We start from the raw sequence: 15,423 nt of genomic DNA on the forward strand, positions 1-15,423 counted from the left end.
CGGAGAAGCCCCGTGCGCGGCAGCGAGTCCCATCAGGTGATGTGGCGCCAGATTTTCCCCGATCCGGATCGGCACGGGGCGACACTGCAAAGCCAGCTGCGCGTGCAACTGGTCGACGCGGTGCTGGACGGCCGCCTGATGGCGGGCATGCGCCTGCCGTCCAGCCGCGAACTGGCCGACATGCTGTCGATCTCGCGCAATACCGTGGTGCTGGTCTACGAGAAGCTGGCCGAAGACGGTTATCTGGAGAACCGGCCGCGCAACGGCTACTACGTCAGCGAACGCTATCCGCAGAGCCGGCACAGCGCGCGCGCCGCGCAAGCCGGCGAGCAGCGGCCGCAACAACGCCAGGTGGACTGGCCTGCGCGCATGCACGCGTTGCCGGCCGGGATGAAATGGCTGGACAAGCCCGGCGACTGGCAACGCTACCGCTATCCCTTCCTGTACGGCCAGTTCGATCCCAGCCTGTTCCCGATTGCCGACTGGCGCGAATGCAGCCGCCAGGCGCTGGATGTGAGCTCCATCCGCGACTGGGCGCCGGATGCCATCGACCACGACAACGGCTCTTTGGTGGACCAACTGATTAAACGCGTGCTGCCGCGGCGCGGCATCGCCGCACGGCGCGATGAGGTATTGCTCACGGTGGGCGCGCAACAGGCGCTCTATCTGGTGAGCGAACTGCTGGTGCCGCCAGGTTCAACCGTGGCGGTGGAAGATCCCGGCTACATGGATGCGCGCAATATCTTCCTGCGGCGCGGCGCCGGCCTGGTGGGCTTGCCGCTCGACCGCGACGGCGTGCAGCCCGACGAAGCCCTGCTGCGGCAGGCGCAAACCCTGTACTGCACCCCCAGCCACCAGTGCCCGAGCGGCATCACGCTTTCCACCGAACGCCGGCTGGCCTTGCTCGATTGGGCGCGCCGGCACGATGGCCTCATCATCGAGGACGACTATGACGCCGAGATGCAATACGTCGGCAAACCGTCGCCGGCGCTCAAGGCGATCGACCATGAACAGCGCGTGATCTATATCGGCAGCCTGTCGAAAACGCTCTCGCCGGGCCTGCGCATCGGCTATATCGTGGCGCCGGCGGAAGTGGTGGTGCAACTGCGCGTGCTGCGCCGCCTGATGATCCGCCATCCGGCCAGCAACAACCAGATGGCCGCGGCGCTGTTCATCTCGCACGGCCACTACGACCGCTTCCTGCACCTGATGCGCGAGGAGCTGGCGCGCCGCGCCTCGGTGCTGATCGAAGCGGTGCGCGCGCATCTGCCGATGCTGGAATTCATCGCGCCGGACGGCGGTTCGGCCTTGTGGGGATGCTTCCCCGCCGGCACCGACACGCGCGCGCTGCGCCAGACGGCTTTCGAGCAGGGTATTCTGATCGAGTCGGGCGACCCCTTCTTTCTGCGGCAAGAAGGCCGGTTCGATTGCGTGCGGCTGGGATTTTCCTCGATCGCGCTGGAGCGCATCGAACCCGGCATCCGCGAACTGGCCGCGCTGGCCAACCGGCTGCGTCCGCCGCGCTGAAGCGGCGGGCGGCGGACAATGCCGTTCAGTCAAGACTAGAACTCATTTCATAAATAGGCGTGAGATGCGTTCTAATTCTGAAACTCTCATCACAGACCCCGTTCGGGCTGAGTAGGCCCGCCAGGGCCGTATCGAAGCCAGCGCACCGGCGTCAGCGGCTTTGCCTGCCCTTCGATACGCTGCTGCGCAGCTACTCAGGGCGAACGGAATCTGGACTCCACAAACCACCACAAACACAAATGCCGTTCAGCGCTTCACTGAACGGCATTACTGGCGTTGGCCCTTTGCCGTTGCCTACAGCACTTCGTCGCGCAGCCAGTACCAGCGGTAAAGCATGCTTTGCCCCAGCCGCCGGAACGGCGCGGCCCATTCGCCCTGGCGCGGAAACGGCAATGCGCTGCCGTAGATCGGCAAATCGATCTCGGGCCCGCGCAAGCCGGCGATGCGCTCGGCCATGCGCCGCCCCGCGTGCGCCGAGAATGACACGCCGTTGCCGCCATAGCCCAGCGCGTAATACACGCTTTGCGCCGGATCGGGTTGCACCACGCGCGGCATCATATCGTGGCTGACATCGACCCAGCCCCACCACGAATAATCGATCTGTATGCCCTTGAGCGCGGGAAACTTGCGCGCCAGCCCATCGGCCAGCAGGCGGTAATGCGATTCCCGATGCGCGTCGGCGCCGGCGATGGCGCTGCGGCTCCCGATCTGCACGCGGCGGTCCGGCAGCAAACGGTAATAGAAGCGCAAGGTGCGGGTATCGGTGATGGCCTGATGCGTGAGAAAGTTGGTCGCCGCCAGTTCTTCGTCGGTCAGCGGGCGCGTGACGATGGAGTTGGAGAGCACCGGGAAAATCCGGTTCTTCAGCAGCGGCGTCAAGCCCGGCAAGCCATAGGCGCCGGTGGCCACCGCCACTGCGCGGGCGCGCACGATGCCGCCGGGGGTGCGCAGATGATGCACACCGTTGCGCGTTTCCCAGCCGGTGACCGGGCTCGACGGATGCACGCGGGCGCCCAGCGCGCGCGCCTTGTCCAGATAGCCGAAGGCCAGCTTCAGCGGATGCACGCAGATGCCTTCCGGCTCGTGCATGGCGCCTGCCGCCTCCTGGTCCGCGCACCAGTCGCGCCGCACTTCGTCGCCGCCGAGGATGCGCGTGGCGTAGCCGAAGTGTTCGCGCATCACGCGCGCCTCGTTTTCCAGGAAGGCCATCTTCTTGGGCCGGTGCGCGATGTAAAGATGGCCGCCCGGCTGGGGATCGCAATCGATCTGCTGCACCAGTTGGCGGAAGGTGTCGAAGCCGGCGCGGATCTCCTGGTCCAGGCGCAGGGCGGCGGGCAAGCCCCAGCGCTCGATCCACTGCGAGCGGTACAGCCGTCCGCTGGCGTTCTGGCCCTGCCCGCCGTTGCGGCTGGTGCAGCCCCAGGCCACCCGGTTCGCCTCCAGCACGGTGGCGCGGATGCCATGCTCCTGCGCCAGGAACAATGCGGTCGCCAAGCCGGTGAAGCCCGATCCGATGATGACCACATCGGCATCGACGTCGCCCGCAATGGGGCCGTCATCGGCCGGCGGCGCGCCGGCGCTGGCGACCCAGTAGGTAGGCGCGTAGTCCATGTTGCGGCCGGGCGATTGCGACACCAGCGGATCGAAAGCCGGATCGTAGGGAGCGGCGGCGGCAGGGAAACGGTTCATGGCAGGGGCGGCGGAAAGGGATCGGGCGACCAAGGGATCAGGCGACAATGCGCGGGCGGTCCTTGCGGAACGCGTTCTTTTGCAGGATCTTGCCGTCGCGGAAGAGGAACAGGTCGACGCCGTCGGCTTCCACCCGCGTCCCATCGGCCGCGGTACCGGTGAAGGTCCATTCGGATACGCCGCGCTCGCCTGCCACCCAGTGCCGTCCGTTGCGCCACTGGGCATCCGGGAAGCTGGCCCAGGCCGAGGCGAAGGCCTGCGCCACCGCCGCATGGCCGGCATGGCGGGTGCCGTGCGCGGCATTGCCGGCGGCGCTCAGGAAGACGCAATCCTCGTGCATGAATTGCATGAGCGCGTCCAGGTCGTGGCGGTTCCAGGCGTCCGAGAAGGCTTGCAGCATCTCGACGTCGACGCCCGGCAAGAATGGAGAGGATGGGGAAGATCGGGACATGAACGCTCCGGCTTTGTCGATGCCCGTCAAGGGCGATACGACAGAGCCTAAATGAGGCCGGCGGCATGGCCATAGAGCCAGCCGCCGCTTTCGATCAGGCCAGCGATGCCTGCCCGCAATCCCTCAATGCGCATCCGGCGGCGGCGCCTTGGGCGGTTCCACCTTGCGCATCAGCGGCACCATCAGCGTGGCCGCCAGCAGGCATAGCATGATGACGAAGAAGGCGTCGGCCACGGCCTGGGTCTGCGCCTCGCGCATGGCCAGTCGCGCCAGGTTGCGCAAGGCGCCGGCTTCGTTCGCGCCGGCATCCACGCCGGCGGCCAGCAGGTTGTGCGCGCCGTTGCGCAGCATGTCGGCCATCGCCTCGTTGCCGGCGTTGAGGTGTTCGGCCAGGCGCAGGAAATGCAGGTTGGTGCGGTCGTTCAAGATGGTGCCGCACACCGCGATGCCGATCGCGCCGCCCAGGTTGCGCATCAGGTTGAACAGCCCCGAGGCCAGCTTCAGGCGTTCCGGCGCCAGCGAGCCCAAGGTCAGCGTCACCACCGGGGCGACGGCGAACTGTTGCGAGAAGCCGCGCAGCGCCTGCGGCAGCAGCAGCTCGCGCCAGCCCCAGTCGTGCGTGACGGGCGTGAAGTTCCACAGCGACAGCGTGAAGCAGGCCAGCCCGAACATCATCAGCCAGCGCAGGTCGACCCTGCGCGCCACCATGGTGTAGACCGGGATGGCGAGGATCTGGAACAGGCCGGTGGAAAAGATCGCCAGCCCGATGTCGAGCGCCGAGAAGCCGCGCACGCGCGCCAGGAATACCGGCGTCAGGTAGATGGTGGCAAACAGGCCGATGCCGGTGACGAAGGAAAAGAAGCAGCCCAGCGCGAAGTTGCGCTGCTTGAGCGCGCGCAGGTCGACCACCGGATGCGCGTAGGCGAGGCTGCGCCAGACGAAGACGATGCCGGAGATCGCCGCCACCCAGGCGGTGGCGCGGATCACGTCATCGCCCATCCAGCCGTAGCGCGGCCCTTCTTCCAACGTGTATTCCAGGCAGCCCAGCGCGAGCGCCAGCAACACCATGCCCGGATAGTCGGCGCCGCGCAGCAGCGACAGGTCGGGCTTGTCGATCTTCACCATCATCGGCACCACCACGGCCACGAATATGCCCGGCACCAGGTTGATGAAGAACAGCCAGTGCCACGAATAGTTGCTGGTGATCCAGCCGCCGACGGTCGGCCCCAGCGTGGGCGCCAGCGAGGCCAGGGCGCCCACGGTGGCGGCGGCCAGCACGCGCTGGTTGCCCTGGAAATAGAAGAAGGCGGAGGTGAACACCAGCGGGATCATCGAGCCGCCGAGGAAGCCTTGCAGCGCGCGGAAGGTGATCATGCTGTTGATGTCCCAGGCCAGCCCGCACAGCAGGCTGGCGACGGTGAATCCCACCGCCGAGGCCGAGAACAGCCAGCGCGTGGACATCACGCGCGAGAGCCAGCCCGACAGCGGGATGACGATGATCTCGGCGATCAGGTAACTGGTCTGCACCCAGGCGGTTTCATCGGCGCCCGCCGAGAGGCCGCCGCCGATATCGGCCAGCGAGGCCGAGACGATCTGTATGTCCAGCAGCGCGATGAACATGCCCACGCACATGGTGGCGAAGGCGAACACGCGCTGGCGGGTGGTGAGCGTGAGCCCCATGGCCGGGGCCGGGGCAGGCCGGGGCGCGACCGGCGCGGCGGTGGCGGCGGACGCCATGTCAGCTCCGGCCGGCGCGCTGGTCGACTTCGGCGGTCACCGACAGGCCGGGACGCAGCTTGCCCAGCCGCGCGCCCTCGCCGTCCAGCGCGATGCGCACCGGCACCCGCTGGACGATCTTGGTGAAGTTGCCGGTGGCGTTCTCCGCCGGCAGCACGCTGAACTGCGCGCCGGTGGCCGGCGCCAGGCTCAGCACGTGGCCGCTGAAGGATTCGCCCGGCAGCACGTCGGCCTTGATGGTGACGGCCTGGCCTTGCTTCATGCGGGCGATCTGGCTTTCCTTGAAATTGGCATCGACCCACAGGCCCTGTGCCGGCACCACCGACAGCAACTGCGCGCCGATGGTGGCGTAAGCGCCGACCCGCGCGCGGCGGTTGCCGACCACGCCATCGACCGGCGCCCGCAATTCGGTATAGGCCAGGTTCAGTTCGGCCAGGCGCTGCTCCGCCTGGGCCTGTTGCAACGCCGCCTGCACCCGCTGCTTCTGCGTGGCGATCACGTCCAGCTGGCGCTGCGCGGCGTTCAATGCCGCCTGCGCCTTCTGGCCGTTGGCCTGCGCCTGCCGGTAGTCGGCATCGGCCTTTTGCGCCGCCTGCAGCGACACCGCCGCCTTGGCCGAGAGGTTCTGGTAGCGCGCCTGGTCGTCGCGGGTGCGCGATGTCTCGGCCCCGGCCGCGGCCACGCCGGCACGGCCCTGGTCGATCACCGATGCCTGCAGGCGGCGCTCGGCGTCGAGATTGGCCAGCGCCGCATCCTGCGCTGCCACCGCCGCCGTCGCCTTGGCCAGCGCGGCCTGGTAGTCGCGGCCATCCAGTTTCACCAGCAGGTCGCCGGCATGCACGGCCTGGTTGTCCTTGACCAGCACAGCCTCGATGTTGCCGGCCACCTTGGGGGAGATGACGGTGATGTCGCCGCCGACGTAAGCGTCGTCGGTGCTCTCGATATAACGCCCCACCGCCAGCCAATGCGCCAGCCAGGCAACCGCCGCCACCACGGCGATGGCCAGCAGCGCGTATGTCAGCAGGGTGGATTTCTTCCTGGGCGCCGGCATCGTTGCGGCGGGTTGCGCGGGGGCGCCGGTGGTGCTCTGGGTGGTCATGGTGGTCTCGATGGCGGTTGGATGTGGATGACGGCCTGCCCCGTCGTCTTTTCCCGTTGCCGCGACAGGCCTCAAATAGAGGTTGCTTTCAAAACGATAGTGAGTTTAAACTTCAAGCTATCATTTTGCAAGTAACCATCAAAAACCTGATCGACCACTTCTTCCGCCGCCGTCCCCGGCATCGGAAACAGATGAAAAGGCCAGAAGCATGCATCCCCCGTTTCCCTCGCGCGCCGGCCGCCTGCCGGCATTGGGCGCGCTAGCGGCCGCGCTGGCATTGAGCGCCTGCACAACCGGCCCGGACTACCGGCGCCCCGAATACCAGGACACCCCGCTGCGCAACGTCGCCCTGCTGCAACAGCGTTCCGCGCAAGCGCCGGCGCCGGCGCTGGATCATTGGTGGGATGGGTTCGACGACCCGGTGCTGAGCGGCATCATCCAGCGCGTGCTGGCGCAGAACCTGGACTTGTCGGCAGCGCTGGCACGCGTCGAACAGGCGCGGGCGAGTGCACGCATCGCCGGCGCGCGCCGCTTGCCGGAAGGCGAACTCGGCGGCCAGGCCGCGCGCGCGAAACAATCGCTGCAAAGTCCGCTGGGCGAGATCGCCAGCGGCTTCCCCGGCTACCAGCGCACGCAGAACCTGTTCGAACTGGACGCCGGCGCCAGCTGGGAACTGGACCTGGCCGGCGCCTTGCAGCGCGGCGCACAGGCGGCCGATGCCGAGCTGCAGGCGGCCCAGGCGCAGCAGCTTGGCGTGCGCATATCGGTGGCGGCGGAAGCGGCGGATGCCTACTTCCGCATCCGCGGCGCGCAAGCGCGCATCGCGCTGGCCGAACACCAGGTCAAGGCCAGCGCCGAGCTCGGCGAGATCGTGCGGCTGCGCCTGCAGGATGGCCTGGCAAGCGTGGCCGAGATCGCCCAGGCCGATGCCCGCCTGGCGCAATCGCGTGCAGCGCTGCCGCCGCTGCGCATCGAACTGGAACGCCAGACCAACCGCCTCGACGTACTGATGGGCGCCGCGCCCGGGACTTACGCACGGCAACTTTCCGAGGGCGCCGACGCCAGCCGCGTGCCGGCCATCGCGGTGTCGCAGAGCAGCGTGGAACTGATGCGCCGCCGGCCCGACGTGATCGCGGCCGAGCGCAGGCTGGCCGCTTCCAATGAGCGCATCGGCCAGGCGATGGCGGCGTGGTATCCCGACCTGTCGCTGTCGGCGCTGCTGGGCTTCCAGAGCCTGGGGGCGGCCGGCTTGCTGACGGCCAACAGCCTGCAGGCCCAGGGCGGGCTCGGCTTGCGCTGGCGCCTGTTCGACTTCGGCCGCATCGATGCCGAGATCGCACGCGCCGAAGGCGCCCATGCGGAAGCCTTGGCGCTGTACCGCAAGAGCATGCTGACGGCGGTGGAGGATGTGGCAAACGCCATCATGGCGCTGGTGCAACTGGAACAGCAGTCGCGCGAACTGGCGGCGCAGGTCGATGCCCAGCAACGCGCGCGCGGCAACGCCGAGCAAGCCTACCAGGGCGGCGTGCTGAGCCTGGCCGAGGTGCTGACCGAAGACCGCCTGCTGCTGGCGGCGCAGGACCAGATGGCGCAGGTGCATGCCGACAACGCGCGGGCAGCGGTGTCGGTGTTCCGGGCGCTGGGGGGTGGTTGGTAAGGAAGCGGGAGATGCTCGGGATGCCCGGGACGCCTTGGGCGACCCAGGCATCCCGATCTCAGGACGACGCGCGCGCCCGATGCGCCTCGTAGGTCTTCAGGTGCAGGTAGGCCAGTTGCAGCAGCGTGGTCTTGGCGCCCTTGGCGTCGCCGCGGCGGATCAGGTCGCCGATGATATGGTCGGACTCGATCCGGTTGCCGTTGCCGATGTCGCGGAACATCGACGCCGTCAGCGACGAGCCACGCTCGGTCAGCATGCCGCGCGTGCGGTTGTAGAAGCTCTCGCCCGGCTGGTAGCCTTGCAGCCCGGCGATGCCGGCGCACTCGGCCAGCATGCCCTCGATGAAGGCCAGGCCGCCCGGGCCTTGCAGGATATCGCCCACCGGGGCGCGCATCAGCGAGGTGGAACTGGCCAGCGTGGCCAGCATGGTCCACTTCTCCCACATCGATTGCAGGATGTTCTCGCTCAGCTTGACGTCGAATCCGGCGCCGGAGAGGACATCGGAGATCGCCTGCGCGCGCGCCGTGATGCCGCCGCCGCGTTCGCCGAAGGTCAGGCCGGCGACATTGTTCAGGTGCACGATGGCGCCGTCGGCGTCGAGCGTGCCGGCGATCACGCACTGGCCGCCCAGTACGGCGGCGGCGCCGAAACGCTGTTCCAGGATGTCGAGATGCTGCATGCCGTTGAGCAGCGGCAGGATCGCCGTCTGCGAACCCACGGCCGGCGCCAGCGATTCGATCGCGCTCTCCAGGTCGTAGGCCTTGCAGCTCAATAGCACCAGGTCGTAGTGCGGCGCCAGTTCGGCCGTATCGAGCAGGCGGGCATCGCGCAGCGTCAGGTCGCCCGCCGGGCTTTTCACGCGCAGGCCGTGTTCACGCAGCAGCGCGGCGCGCCGCGGACGCACCAGGAAGCCGACGTCGCGGCCGGCCGCATGCAGGCGCGCGCCGAAATAACCGCCGACGGCGCCGGCGCCCACGATCAATATCTTCATCTTGTTCTCCTTGTGGTCTGTGCCTGCATCGCTGCTGGCGGCAGGCTGGTTCTCAGGCCTTGCATTGTGGCCGCTTTCAGCCTTTCTTGCCGGCATCGCCGCGTTGCCCAAGGTACAGGCGGCCCCAGCCGCGCAGGGCGGCGATCACCGGCTGCAGCGCGCGGCCGGCGTCGGTCAGCACATATTCGTCGCGCGGCGGATGCTCGCGGTAGCGGCGCCGTTCCATCAGGCCGGCGTCGACCATCGCCTGCAGGCGGCGCGAGAGGATGGCGGGGGAAATGTCGAGATTGCGGCGAAATTGCTCGAAGCGCGTCATGCCGCGCAGGGCATCGCGCACGATCAGCACCGTCCACCATTCCCCGATCAGTTGCAGCGAGCCGGCGATCGGGCAGGGTTGGCCCTGCCGCGTCAACTGGCGCGCCGCCTGCGCCGCCCGCGCCTGCTGGCGCGGGCCGGGCAACTCAGCCGGCATGGTCCAGGTAACGCGCGGCGGGCCGGTTGCGCGAGAGATTGGGGCCAAGCGCATGGCGTGCGGAGGTGAGCGCGTTCCAGTCGGCAACGTCGGGCAGCGAGGGGATGGTGACGGCTTCGCCCTGGTCGAACCCGGCCAGCGCGGCATCCACCATGTCGTCGACTTCCATCAGCATTTCCGGCGGCAATTGATCGACGCTGCCGCCGGAGCGTTGCCAGATCTCGGTACGCGTGGCGCCGGGCAGCACCGCCTGCACCTGCACGCCCAGCGGGCCGAGTTCCTGCTGCATCGACTGGCTCAGGTTCAGCACGTAGGCTTTGGTGCCGCTGTAGGCGCCATTGAACATTTCCGGCGCCAGCGCCAGCACCGAGGCGACATTGATGATCGCGCCACGGCCGCGTTGGCCGAAGTTGGCGGCAGCCGCCGCGGCCAGGCGCGTGACCGCCACCACGTTCAGCTGGAGCATCGCTTCGTAACGGTCGATGTCGGCGTCGATCAGCTTGCCCTGCACCGCCATGCCGGCGTTGTTGAGCAAGAGCGAGATATCGGCGTCGCCGCGCAGACGCTGCTCGACCTTGAGCAGGTCGGGCTTGGCGGTCAGGTCGGCCGGCAGCACCTCCACCTGCACGCCGTGCTTGCCGCGCAATGCGGCGGCGAGCTGCTCCAGCCGGGCGGCGTCGCGCGCCACCAGCAGCAGGTCGTAGCCGCGCGCCGCCAGGCGTTGCGCGTAGGTTGCGCCGATACCGGCCGATGCGCCGGTGATGAGGGCCTTGCCTGGCCGTTTGCTGGTATTCATTGGGTTTCCTTGTCTGCTTCGTTGGTCGATGTGCTGCGTTCGAGAGGAATGTCGCCTGCTGCGGGAACTGACTTTCATTAAGATAGTAACTATCATTATAAAAGTAACCTGGCGTCTGTCAAGCCGTCATCTTTTCGGGCGAGCGTTTTTGCAACGCCGCACAGGGCGGCCAAACCGACCAGCGCCATGCAACAAGGGCCGCTACCTTGCGGCGCGGCCCTTGCAGGAATGGAACAGGTTCGGGGAAAACCGTTACGGCGCCAGCAGCATGTCGGGGATGCCGCGCACCACGCGCGTGAAGACGGCGGTGCTGCCCTGGGCGCGCGACACCACCAGCGCGCCGTGCAGCATCACCATCCCGTCCTCGGCGCGGCGCACGGCCTCGGCGGGAGCGATGCCGGCGTCTTCCAGCACGGCGGCGATCAGCTTCACGGTGTTGCCGATGTTCTGCTTGAACTGCTGCTGGAAATAGCCGGCCGCCTCGCCGATGGTGAACAGGTCGGTCAGGCAAGGGAGCGTGCCCTTGGCGTAAAAATCGCTCATGGCGGCGAAATAACGCTTGAGGCGTTTTTCCGGCGCGGCATCCGAGGTCAGCAGCGGGATCACCTTCCCGCGCATCCACTGGCCGACCACTTCGATGGCGGCGCGCCCCATATCAACCTTGCCGTTGGGGAAATAGTGGTAGAGGCTGGACTTGCCCAGGCCGGTGGCGGCCGACAGGCTGGACAGGCTGGCGCCTTCATAACCGGAGCGGCGGAATTCGGAAAGCAGGATTTGCGCGACTTCCTCGCGCGACAGGCTGGGTGCGGGCATGGCGGTTTTCTGTTGATGCGCAATGTTGCGCCTGCATACGCAGGCATGGCGGGCGACTTCGAACGAAACTGAAGCGCGGGGTTGCGTTCGATTATAAGACTGCTGGCATGCAGGATCAGCTTGCTCCCCGCGCTCCGGGATAAAAATATTTTCCATGCCGATGGTTGACAGCTGAAATCCGATCGCCTATTGTACCGATCGTTCGGTTCATTATAGTTCACAAAACTCCATCGCGCCGGCAACATGCCGCCGCCAACCCACCCTCCGTCGGGAGAAGAAGATGCCGCAACCACAACCCATCCGCCTTTACGGCTTTCCATTGTCCGGCCACGCACACCGCGTGCGCCTGCTGCTGTCCATGCTGGGCCTGCCGCACGAGGTGGTCGATGTCGACCTGCCGCACGGCCAGCACAAGCAGCCGGAGTTCCTCGCGCTCAACCCGCGCGGCCAGGTTCCGGTGGTCGTCGACGGCGACATTACGCTGTACGACTCCACCGCGATCCTGGTCTATCTGGCCAAGCGCTACGATGAGGGACGGTGGCTGCCGGCCGATCCGCTGGGCGCGGCGCAGGTGCAACAATTCCTGTCGCTGGCCTCGGGCGAGATATGCGAAGGCCCCAACCGCGTGCGCCTGGTGAAACTGTTCAAGCGCGAGCTCGACTATGCGCTGGCGCACCAGAAGACCCTGGCCGTGCTGGAACTGCTCGAGCGCCATCTCGCTGGTCGCGGCTTCCTCGCCGCCGGCCACGCCACCATCGCCGACCTGGCCTGCTATACCTATGTCGCCCACGTGCCGGAAGGCGGCGTGGACCTGGCGCCCTATGCCAATGTGCGCAGCTGGATCGCACGCATCGAACAGTTGCCCGGCTTCGTCCCCATGCCGGCCTCGCCGCACGCCATCGCCGCCTGACCGTCGCCGCCAAGGAGCCTGCCATGCCATCCACTCCACCCATCCCCGCATCCGGGGCGCCGGACCGGGCCTTCCATCGCGGCGAACTGCTCGCCCAGCAGCGCGCCGGCATGCTGGAGCAGATGGCGACGGTCGGCCCGCGCGTGATCCGCGACTTCATGCCCGACCAGCACCGCGCGTTCTTCCAGCAACTGCCCTTCATGGTGGTGGGGTCGGTGGATGCGGAAGGACGCCCCTGGGCCTCGATCGTGAGCGGCGCGCCGGGCTTTGTGCGTTCGCCCGATGCGCGCACGCTGCAGGTGCGCGGCCAGCACATCGCGCCGGGAGATCCATTGCATGGCAACCTGCGGCAAGGCGCCAGGCTGGGCCTGCTCGGCATCGAACCGCACACGCGCCGGCGCAACCGCGCCAACGGCGTGGTGCAGGCGCTGTCGGACGATGGCATGGCAATCGCCATCGAGCAGAGCTTCGGCAACTGCCCCAAATACATCCAGGCGCGCCAACCCGAACTGCTGGATGCGCATGCCCTGCCCGCGCCGGCGATCACCGACGCCCCCGCGCTCACTCCGCAAATGGCGCAGATGATCCGCCGCGCCGACACCTTCTTCATCGCCACCGCATTGGCGAACGACGATAAAGAAGCGCAGGGAGCCGGCCGGCGCCATGGCGCCGATGTATCGCACCGCGGCGGCAAACCCGGTTTCGTCCGGGTCGATGGCGACCACATGCTGACCGTGCCAGACTTCATCGGCAACTCGTTCTTCAATACCATCGGCAACCTGCTGCTGCAGCCGCGCGCCGGACTGCTGTTCGCGGATTTCAGCAGCGGCGCATTGCTTTACCTCGGCGTGACGGCGCAAGTGACCTGGGAGGGGCCGGAAGTGGATGCCTTCACGGGCGCGCAGCGGCTGCTGCGGTTTTCGGTGGAATCGGCGCGGCTGCTGGAGCATGCGTTGCCGCTGCGCTGGGGCGAGGCGGGACTGTCGCCTTTCCTGGAACCGACGGGTTCTTGGACTTGACGGCGCTGGCCGATACCAGATCGCTGCTTGGGCAAAAGCGGTAGACAAAAAACAAGGGCGCTGAATCCAGCACCCTTGTGTTGTCCATCAATTTGAAACGCTCAGACCGCGCTCACATCCAGCGCCGCTTCGGTCTGTTCGATCACTTCTTCCTTGGTCACGCCGGCCGCCAGTTCGATCAGCTTCAGGCCGTTCGGGGTGACGTCGATCACGCCGAGGTCGGTGATGATGCGGTTGACCACGCCCACGCCGGTCAGCGGCAGGTTGCATTCCTTCAAGATCTTCTTCGAGGTGGAACCGTCCTTGGCCTTGGCCACGTGTTCCATCAGCACCACCACGCGGCCGACGCCGGCCACCAGGTCCATCGCGCCGCCCATGCCCTTGACCATCTTGCCGGGGATCATCCAGTTGGCCAGGTCGCCTTTGCCGGAAACCTGCATCGCGCCCAGGATGGCGATGTTGATCTTGCCGCCGCGGATCATGCCGAACGAATCCGCCGAGCTGAAGAAGGACGAGCCGGGGATGGTGGTCACGGTCTGCTTGCCGGCGTTGATCAGGTCGGGATCGACCTTGTCTTCGGTCGGGAAGGGGCCGATACCGAGCAGGCCGTTTTCCGACTGCAGCCACACTTCGATGTCGGCCGGCACGTGGTTCGCCACCAGGGTCGGCAAGCCGATGCCGAGGTTGACGTAGAAGCCGTCCTGCAATTCCTTCGCTGCGCGCGCAGCCATTTCATCTCTGGTCCAAGCCATTGCTGTCTCCTTATTTCGCCGCGCTGACGGTGCGTTGTTCGATGCGTTTTTCCGGCGTGGCGTTGACCACGATGCGGTGCACGAAAATGCCGGCGGTGTGGATCTGGTCCGGATCGAGCTGGCCGACCTCGACCAGTTCTTCCACCTCGACCACGGTGACCTTGCCGGCCATGGCGACGTTGGGATTGAAGTTGCGCGCGGTCTTGTTGAACACCAGGTTGCCGGCGCGGTCGGCCTTCTGCGCCTTGACCAGCGAGATGTCGGCCACCAGCGAGCGCTCCATGACGTACCTGGCGCCGTCGAATTCGCGGATTTCCTTGCCTTCGGCCACCAGCGTGCCCACGCCGGTCTTGGTGAAGAACGCCGGGATGCCGGCGCCGCCGGCGCGCAGCTTCTCGGCCAGCGTGCCCTGCGGAGTGAATTCCAGTTCCAGTTCGCCGGCCAGGTACTGGCGCTCGAACTCCTTGTTCTCGCCCACGTAGGAGGCGATCATCTTCTTGATCTGGCGGGTGGAGAGCAGTTGGCCCAGGCCGAAGCCGTCGACCCCGGCATTGTTGGAGATGGCGGTCAGGTTCTGCACGCCCGAATCACGCAGGGCGGCGATCAGCGCCTCAGGGATGCCACACAGGCCAAAGCCGCCGACCGCGATGGTCTGGCCGTCCTTGACGATGTCTTTCAACGCGGTGGCCGCGTCTGGATACACTTTGTTCACGAGTCTCCTTTCGGCTCTTAGAGACGGCTGCACCTAGAAACATGAGATGTTTCTTGGCGAAGCCGTCTCTTATGCGAGCATAGCTGCACATTGTGCTATTAAAAAGCGCCAATCATCATAGGTCAGCGAAATAGGCCATACAATACGGTAAAAATACCTGGCGCAATGCAGCATACACCGAGCCGCAGCCGCCAGGCTCGAGGGAACCCCAGGACATCCGCAGCACATCATGAGCATCCCACCGGCCATCGATTTCGAACAGGTATTCATGCATGCCCCGATCGGCATGTGCGTCTCGCATCACCGCGTCATCCAGCAGGGCAACCTGGCGATGGCGGCGATGTTCGGCTATGCGGTCGGGGAACTGCGCCAGATGTCGTTCCAGACCATCTATCCGACCGCCGCCGAGTTCGAGCGCACCGGCCTGCGCCTGGTGCCCATCCTTAACGAAAAGGGCTTCTACTCCGACGAGCGCATCATGAAGCGCGCCAGCGACGAGATGTTCTGGTGCCACGTCACCGGCCATTCGCTGGTGCTGGGCGATCCGCATGCGGCCGGCATCTGGACCTTCGAAGACGTCAGCGCCAAGCGCCCCATCGCACCCGGCCTGACGCCGCGCGAGCGCGAGATCGCGGCGCTGCTGGTGGAAGGCAAGACCAGCAAGCTGATCGCGCGCCAGGTGGAACTGAGCCCGCGCACGGTGGAGATGCACCGGGCCCGGCTGATGCGCAAGTTCGCCGCGTCGACGTCTTCCGAACTGGTCCACAAGCTGCTCAGCATCACGCCCTGAGCCCGGCA

General features: G+C 66.9%; 15 protein-coding genes. 5 read left to right on the forward strand and 10 right to left on the reverse strand.

The features are described 5' to 3' along the window. Window positions 1–12: 12 nt before the first annotated feature. A complete protein-coding gene (pdxR, locus tag AC07N6_RS17545) occupies window positions 13–1,527 on the forward strand; it encodes a MocR-like pyridoxine biosynthesis transcription factor PdxR (RefSeq protein WP_494781403.1) in 1,515 nt (504 codons plus the stop codon). 294 nt (window positions 1,528–1,821) lie between these two features. On the opposite strand, the gene AC07N6_RS17550 is transcribed toward pdxR, so the two are convergent. The 4 genes from AC07N6_RS17550 to AC07N6_RS17565 form a co-directional block, all read right to left on the reverse strand. After that, window positions 1,822–3,216, reverse strand: a complete 1,395-nt coding sequence (locus tag AC07N6_RS17550) for an NAD(P)/FAD-dependent oxidoreductase (RefSeq protein WP_494781402.1) — start codon at window positions 3,214–3,216, stop codon at window positions 1,822–1,824. Window positions 3,217–3,253: 37 nt separating this feature from the next. Further along, the gene (locus tag AC07N6_RS17555; protein WP_494781401.1) at window positions 3,254–3,667 is read right to left on the reverse strand and encodes a nuclear transport factor 2 family protein; all 414 of its coding nucleotides are present in this window, start codon (window positions 3,665–3,667) and stop codon (window positions 3,254–3,256) included. A 123-nt stretch (window positions 3,668–3,790) separates the two neighbouring features. Then, window positions 3,791–5,404: a DHA2 family efflux MFS transporter permease subunit gene (locus tag AC07N6_RS17560; RefSeq protein ID WP_494781400.1), complete on the reverse strand. Its 1,614-nt coding sequence runs from the start codon at window positions 5,402–5,404 to the stop codon at window positions 3,791–3,793. 1 nt (window position 5,405) lies between these two features. After that, on the reverse strand, window positions 5,406–6,503 hold the full coding sequence (locus AC07N6_RS17565; RefSeq protein ID WP_494781399.1) for an HlyD family secretion protein: 1,098 nt from the start codon (window positions 6,501–6,503) through the stop codon (window positions 5,406–5,408). Window positions 6,504–6,711: 208 nt separating this feature from the next. On the opposite strand from AC07N6_RS17565, the gene AC07N6_RS17570 reads away from it, so the two are divergent. After that, a complete protein-coding gene (locus AC07N6_RS17570; protein ID WP_494781398.1) occupies window positions 6,712–8,160 on the forward strand; it encodes an efflux transporter outer membrane subunit in 1,449 nt (482 codons plus the stop codon). Between the two features lie 58 nt (window positions 8,161–8,218). Here the strand turns inward: AC07N6_RS17570 and panE are convergent, their stop codons facing one another. The 4 genes from panE to AC07N6_RS17590 all read right to left on the reverse strand — a co-directional run bounded on the left by panE (window position 8,219) and on the right by AC07N6_RS17590 (window position 11,232). Further along, window positions 8,219–9,151 carry a 2-dehydropantoate 2-reductase gene (gene panE / locus AC07N6_RS17575; protein ID WP_494781397.1) on the reverse strand — a complete coding sequence of 311 codons (933 nt, stop codon included), beginning with the start codon at window positions 9,149–9,151 and terminating at the stop codon, window positions 8,219–8,221. A gap of 76 nt (window positions 9,152–9,227) precedes the next feature. Next, window positions 9,228–9,623 carry a winged helix-turn-helix transcriptional regulator gene (locus AC07N6_RS17580; RefSeq protein ID WP_494781396.1) on the reverse strand — a complete coding sequence of 132 codons (396 nt, stop codon included), beginning with the start codon at window positions 9,621–9,623 and terminating at the stop codon, window positions 9,228–9,230. Then, entirely contained in the window at window positions 9,613–10,419 is an 807-nt protein-coding gene (locus AC07N6_RS17585; RefSeq protein ID WP_494781395.1) for an SDR family NAD(P)-dependent oxidoreductase, read from the reverse strand. Before AC07N6_RS17585 ends, AC07N6_RS17580 begins: the two co-directional genes overlap by 11 nt. A 252-nt stretch (window positions 10,420–10,671) precedes the next feature. Continuing rightward, complete coding sequence (locus AC07N6_RS17590) at window positions 10,672–11,232, reverse strand: TetR/AcrR family transcriptional regulator (RefSeq protein ID WP_494781394.1); 561 nt, start codon at window positions 11,230–11,232, stop codon at window positions 10,672–10,674. 280 nt (window positions 11,233–11,512) lie between these two features. Between AC07N6_RS17590 and AC07N6_RS17595 the strand changes: the two genes are divergently transcribed. Both AC07N6_RS17595 and AC07N6_RS17600 read left to right on the forward strand, forming a co-directional pair. Beyond that, window positions 11,513–12,142 carry a glutathione S-transferase family protein gene (locus tag AC07N6_RS17595; protein ID WP_494781393.1) on the forward strand — a complete coding sequence of 210 codons (630 nt, stop codon included), beginning with the start codon at window positions 11,513–11,515 and terminating at the stop codon, window positions 12,140–12,142. 23 nt (window positions 12,143–12,165) lie between these two features. Next, a complete protein-coding gene (locus AC07N6_RS17600; RefSeq protein ID WP_494781392.1) occupies window positions 12,166–13,161 on the forward strand; it encodes a pyridoxamine 5'-phosphate oxidase family protein in 996 nt (331 codons plus the stop codon). Window positions 13,162–13,262: 101 nt separating this feature from the next. Here the strand turns inward: AC07N6_RS17600 and AC07N6_RS17605 are convergent, their stop codons facing one another. After that, window positions 13,263–13,913, reverse strand: coding sequence for a 3-oxoacid CoA-transferase subunit B (locus AC07N6_RS17605; protein WP_494781391.1), 651 nt, complete (start codon window positions 13,911–13,913; stop codon window positions 13,263–13,265). A gap of 10 nt (window positions 13,914–13,923) precedes the next feature. Beyond that, window positions 13,924–14,625, reverse strand: a complete 702-nt coding sequence (locus tag AC07N6_RS17610; RefSeq protein WP_494781390.1) for a CoA transferase subunit A — start codon at window positions 14,623–14,625, stop codon at window positions 13,924–13,926. A 229-nt stretch (window positions 14,626–14,854) separates the two neighbouring features. Between AC07N6_RS17610 and AC07N6_RS17615 the strand changes: the two genes are divergently transcribed. Beyond that, window positions 14,855–15,415, forward strand: a complete 561-nt coding sequence (locus AC07N6_RS17615) for a LuxR C-terminal-related transcriptional regulator (protein ID WP_494781389.1) — start codon at window positions 14,855–14,857, stop codon at window positions 15,413–15,415. The last annotated feature ends 8 nt before the right edge of the window (window positions 15,416–15,423 follow it).

It is taken from the genome of Herbaspirillum sp. GW821-FHT09A12 (genome assembly GCF_059418325.1).

Bases quoted from the DNA above. Each gene is read 5' to 3' on its own strand.
- AC07N6_RS17550 (WP_494781402.1), bottom strand. From the start codon at position 3,216: ATGAACCGTTTCCCTGCCGCCGCCGCTCCCTACGATCCGGCTTTCGAT.
- AC07N6_RS17555 (WP_494781401.1), bottom strand. From the start codon at position 3,667: ATGTCCCGATCTTCCCCATCCTCTCCATTCTTGCCGGGCGTCGACGTC.
- AC07N6_RS17560 (WP_494781400.1), bottom strand. From the start codon at position 5,404: ATGGCGTCCGCCGCCACCGCCGCGCCGGTCGCGCCCCGGCCTGCCCCG.
- AC07N6_RS17565 (WP_494781399.1), bottom strand. From the start codon at position 6,503: ATGACCACCCAGAGCACCACCGGCGCCCCCGCGCAACCCGCCGCAACG.
- AC07N6_RS17570 (WP_494781398.1), top strand. From the start codon at position 6,712: ATGCATCCCCCGTTTCCCTCGCGCGCCGGCCGCCTGCCGGCATTGGGC.
- panE (WP_494781397.1), bottom strand. From the start codon at position 9,151: ATGAAGATATTGATCGTGGGCGCCGGCGCCGTCGGCGGTTATTTCGGC.
- AC07N6_RS17580 (WP_494781396.1), bottom strand. From the start codon at position 9,623: ATGCCGGCTGAGTTGCCCGGCCCGCGCCAGCAGGCGCGGGCGGCGCAG.
- AC07N6_RS17585 (WP_494781395.1), bottom strand. From the start codon at position 10,419: ATGAATACCAGCAAACGGCCAGGCAAGGCCCTCATCACCGGCGCATCG.
- AC07N6_RS17590 (WP_494781394.1), bottom strand. From the start codon at position 11,232: ATGCCCGCACCCAGCCTGTCGCGCGAGGAAGTCGCGCAAATCCTGCTT.
- AC07N6_RS17595 (WP_494781393.1), top strand. From the start codon at position 11,513: ATGCCGCAACCACAACCCATCCGCCTTTACGGCTTTCCATTGTCCGGC.
- AC07N6_RS17600 (WP_494781392.1), top strand. From the start codon at position 12,166: ATGCCATCCACTCCACCCATCCCCGCATCCGGGGCGCCGGACCGGGCC.
- AC07N6_RS17605 (WP_494781391.1), bottom strand. From the start codon at position 13,913: ATGGCTTGGACCAGAGATGAAATGGCTGCGCGCGCAGCGAAGGAATTG.
- AC07N6_RS17615 (WP_494781389.1), top strand. From the start codon at position 14,855: ATGAGCATCCCACCGGCCATCGATTTCGAACAGGTATTCATGCATGCC.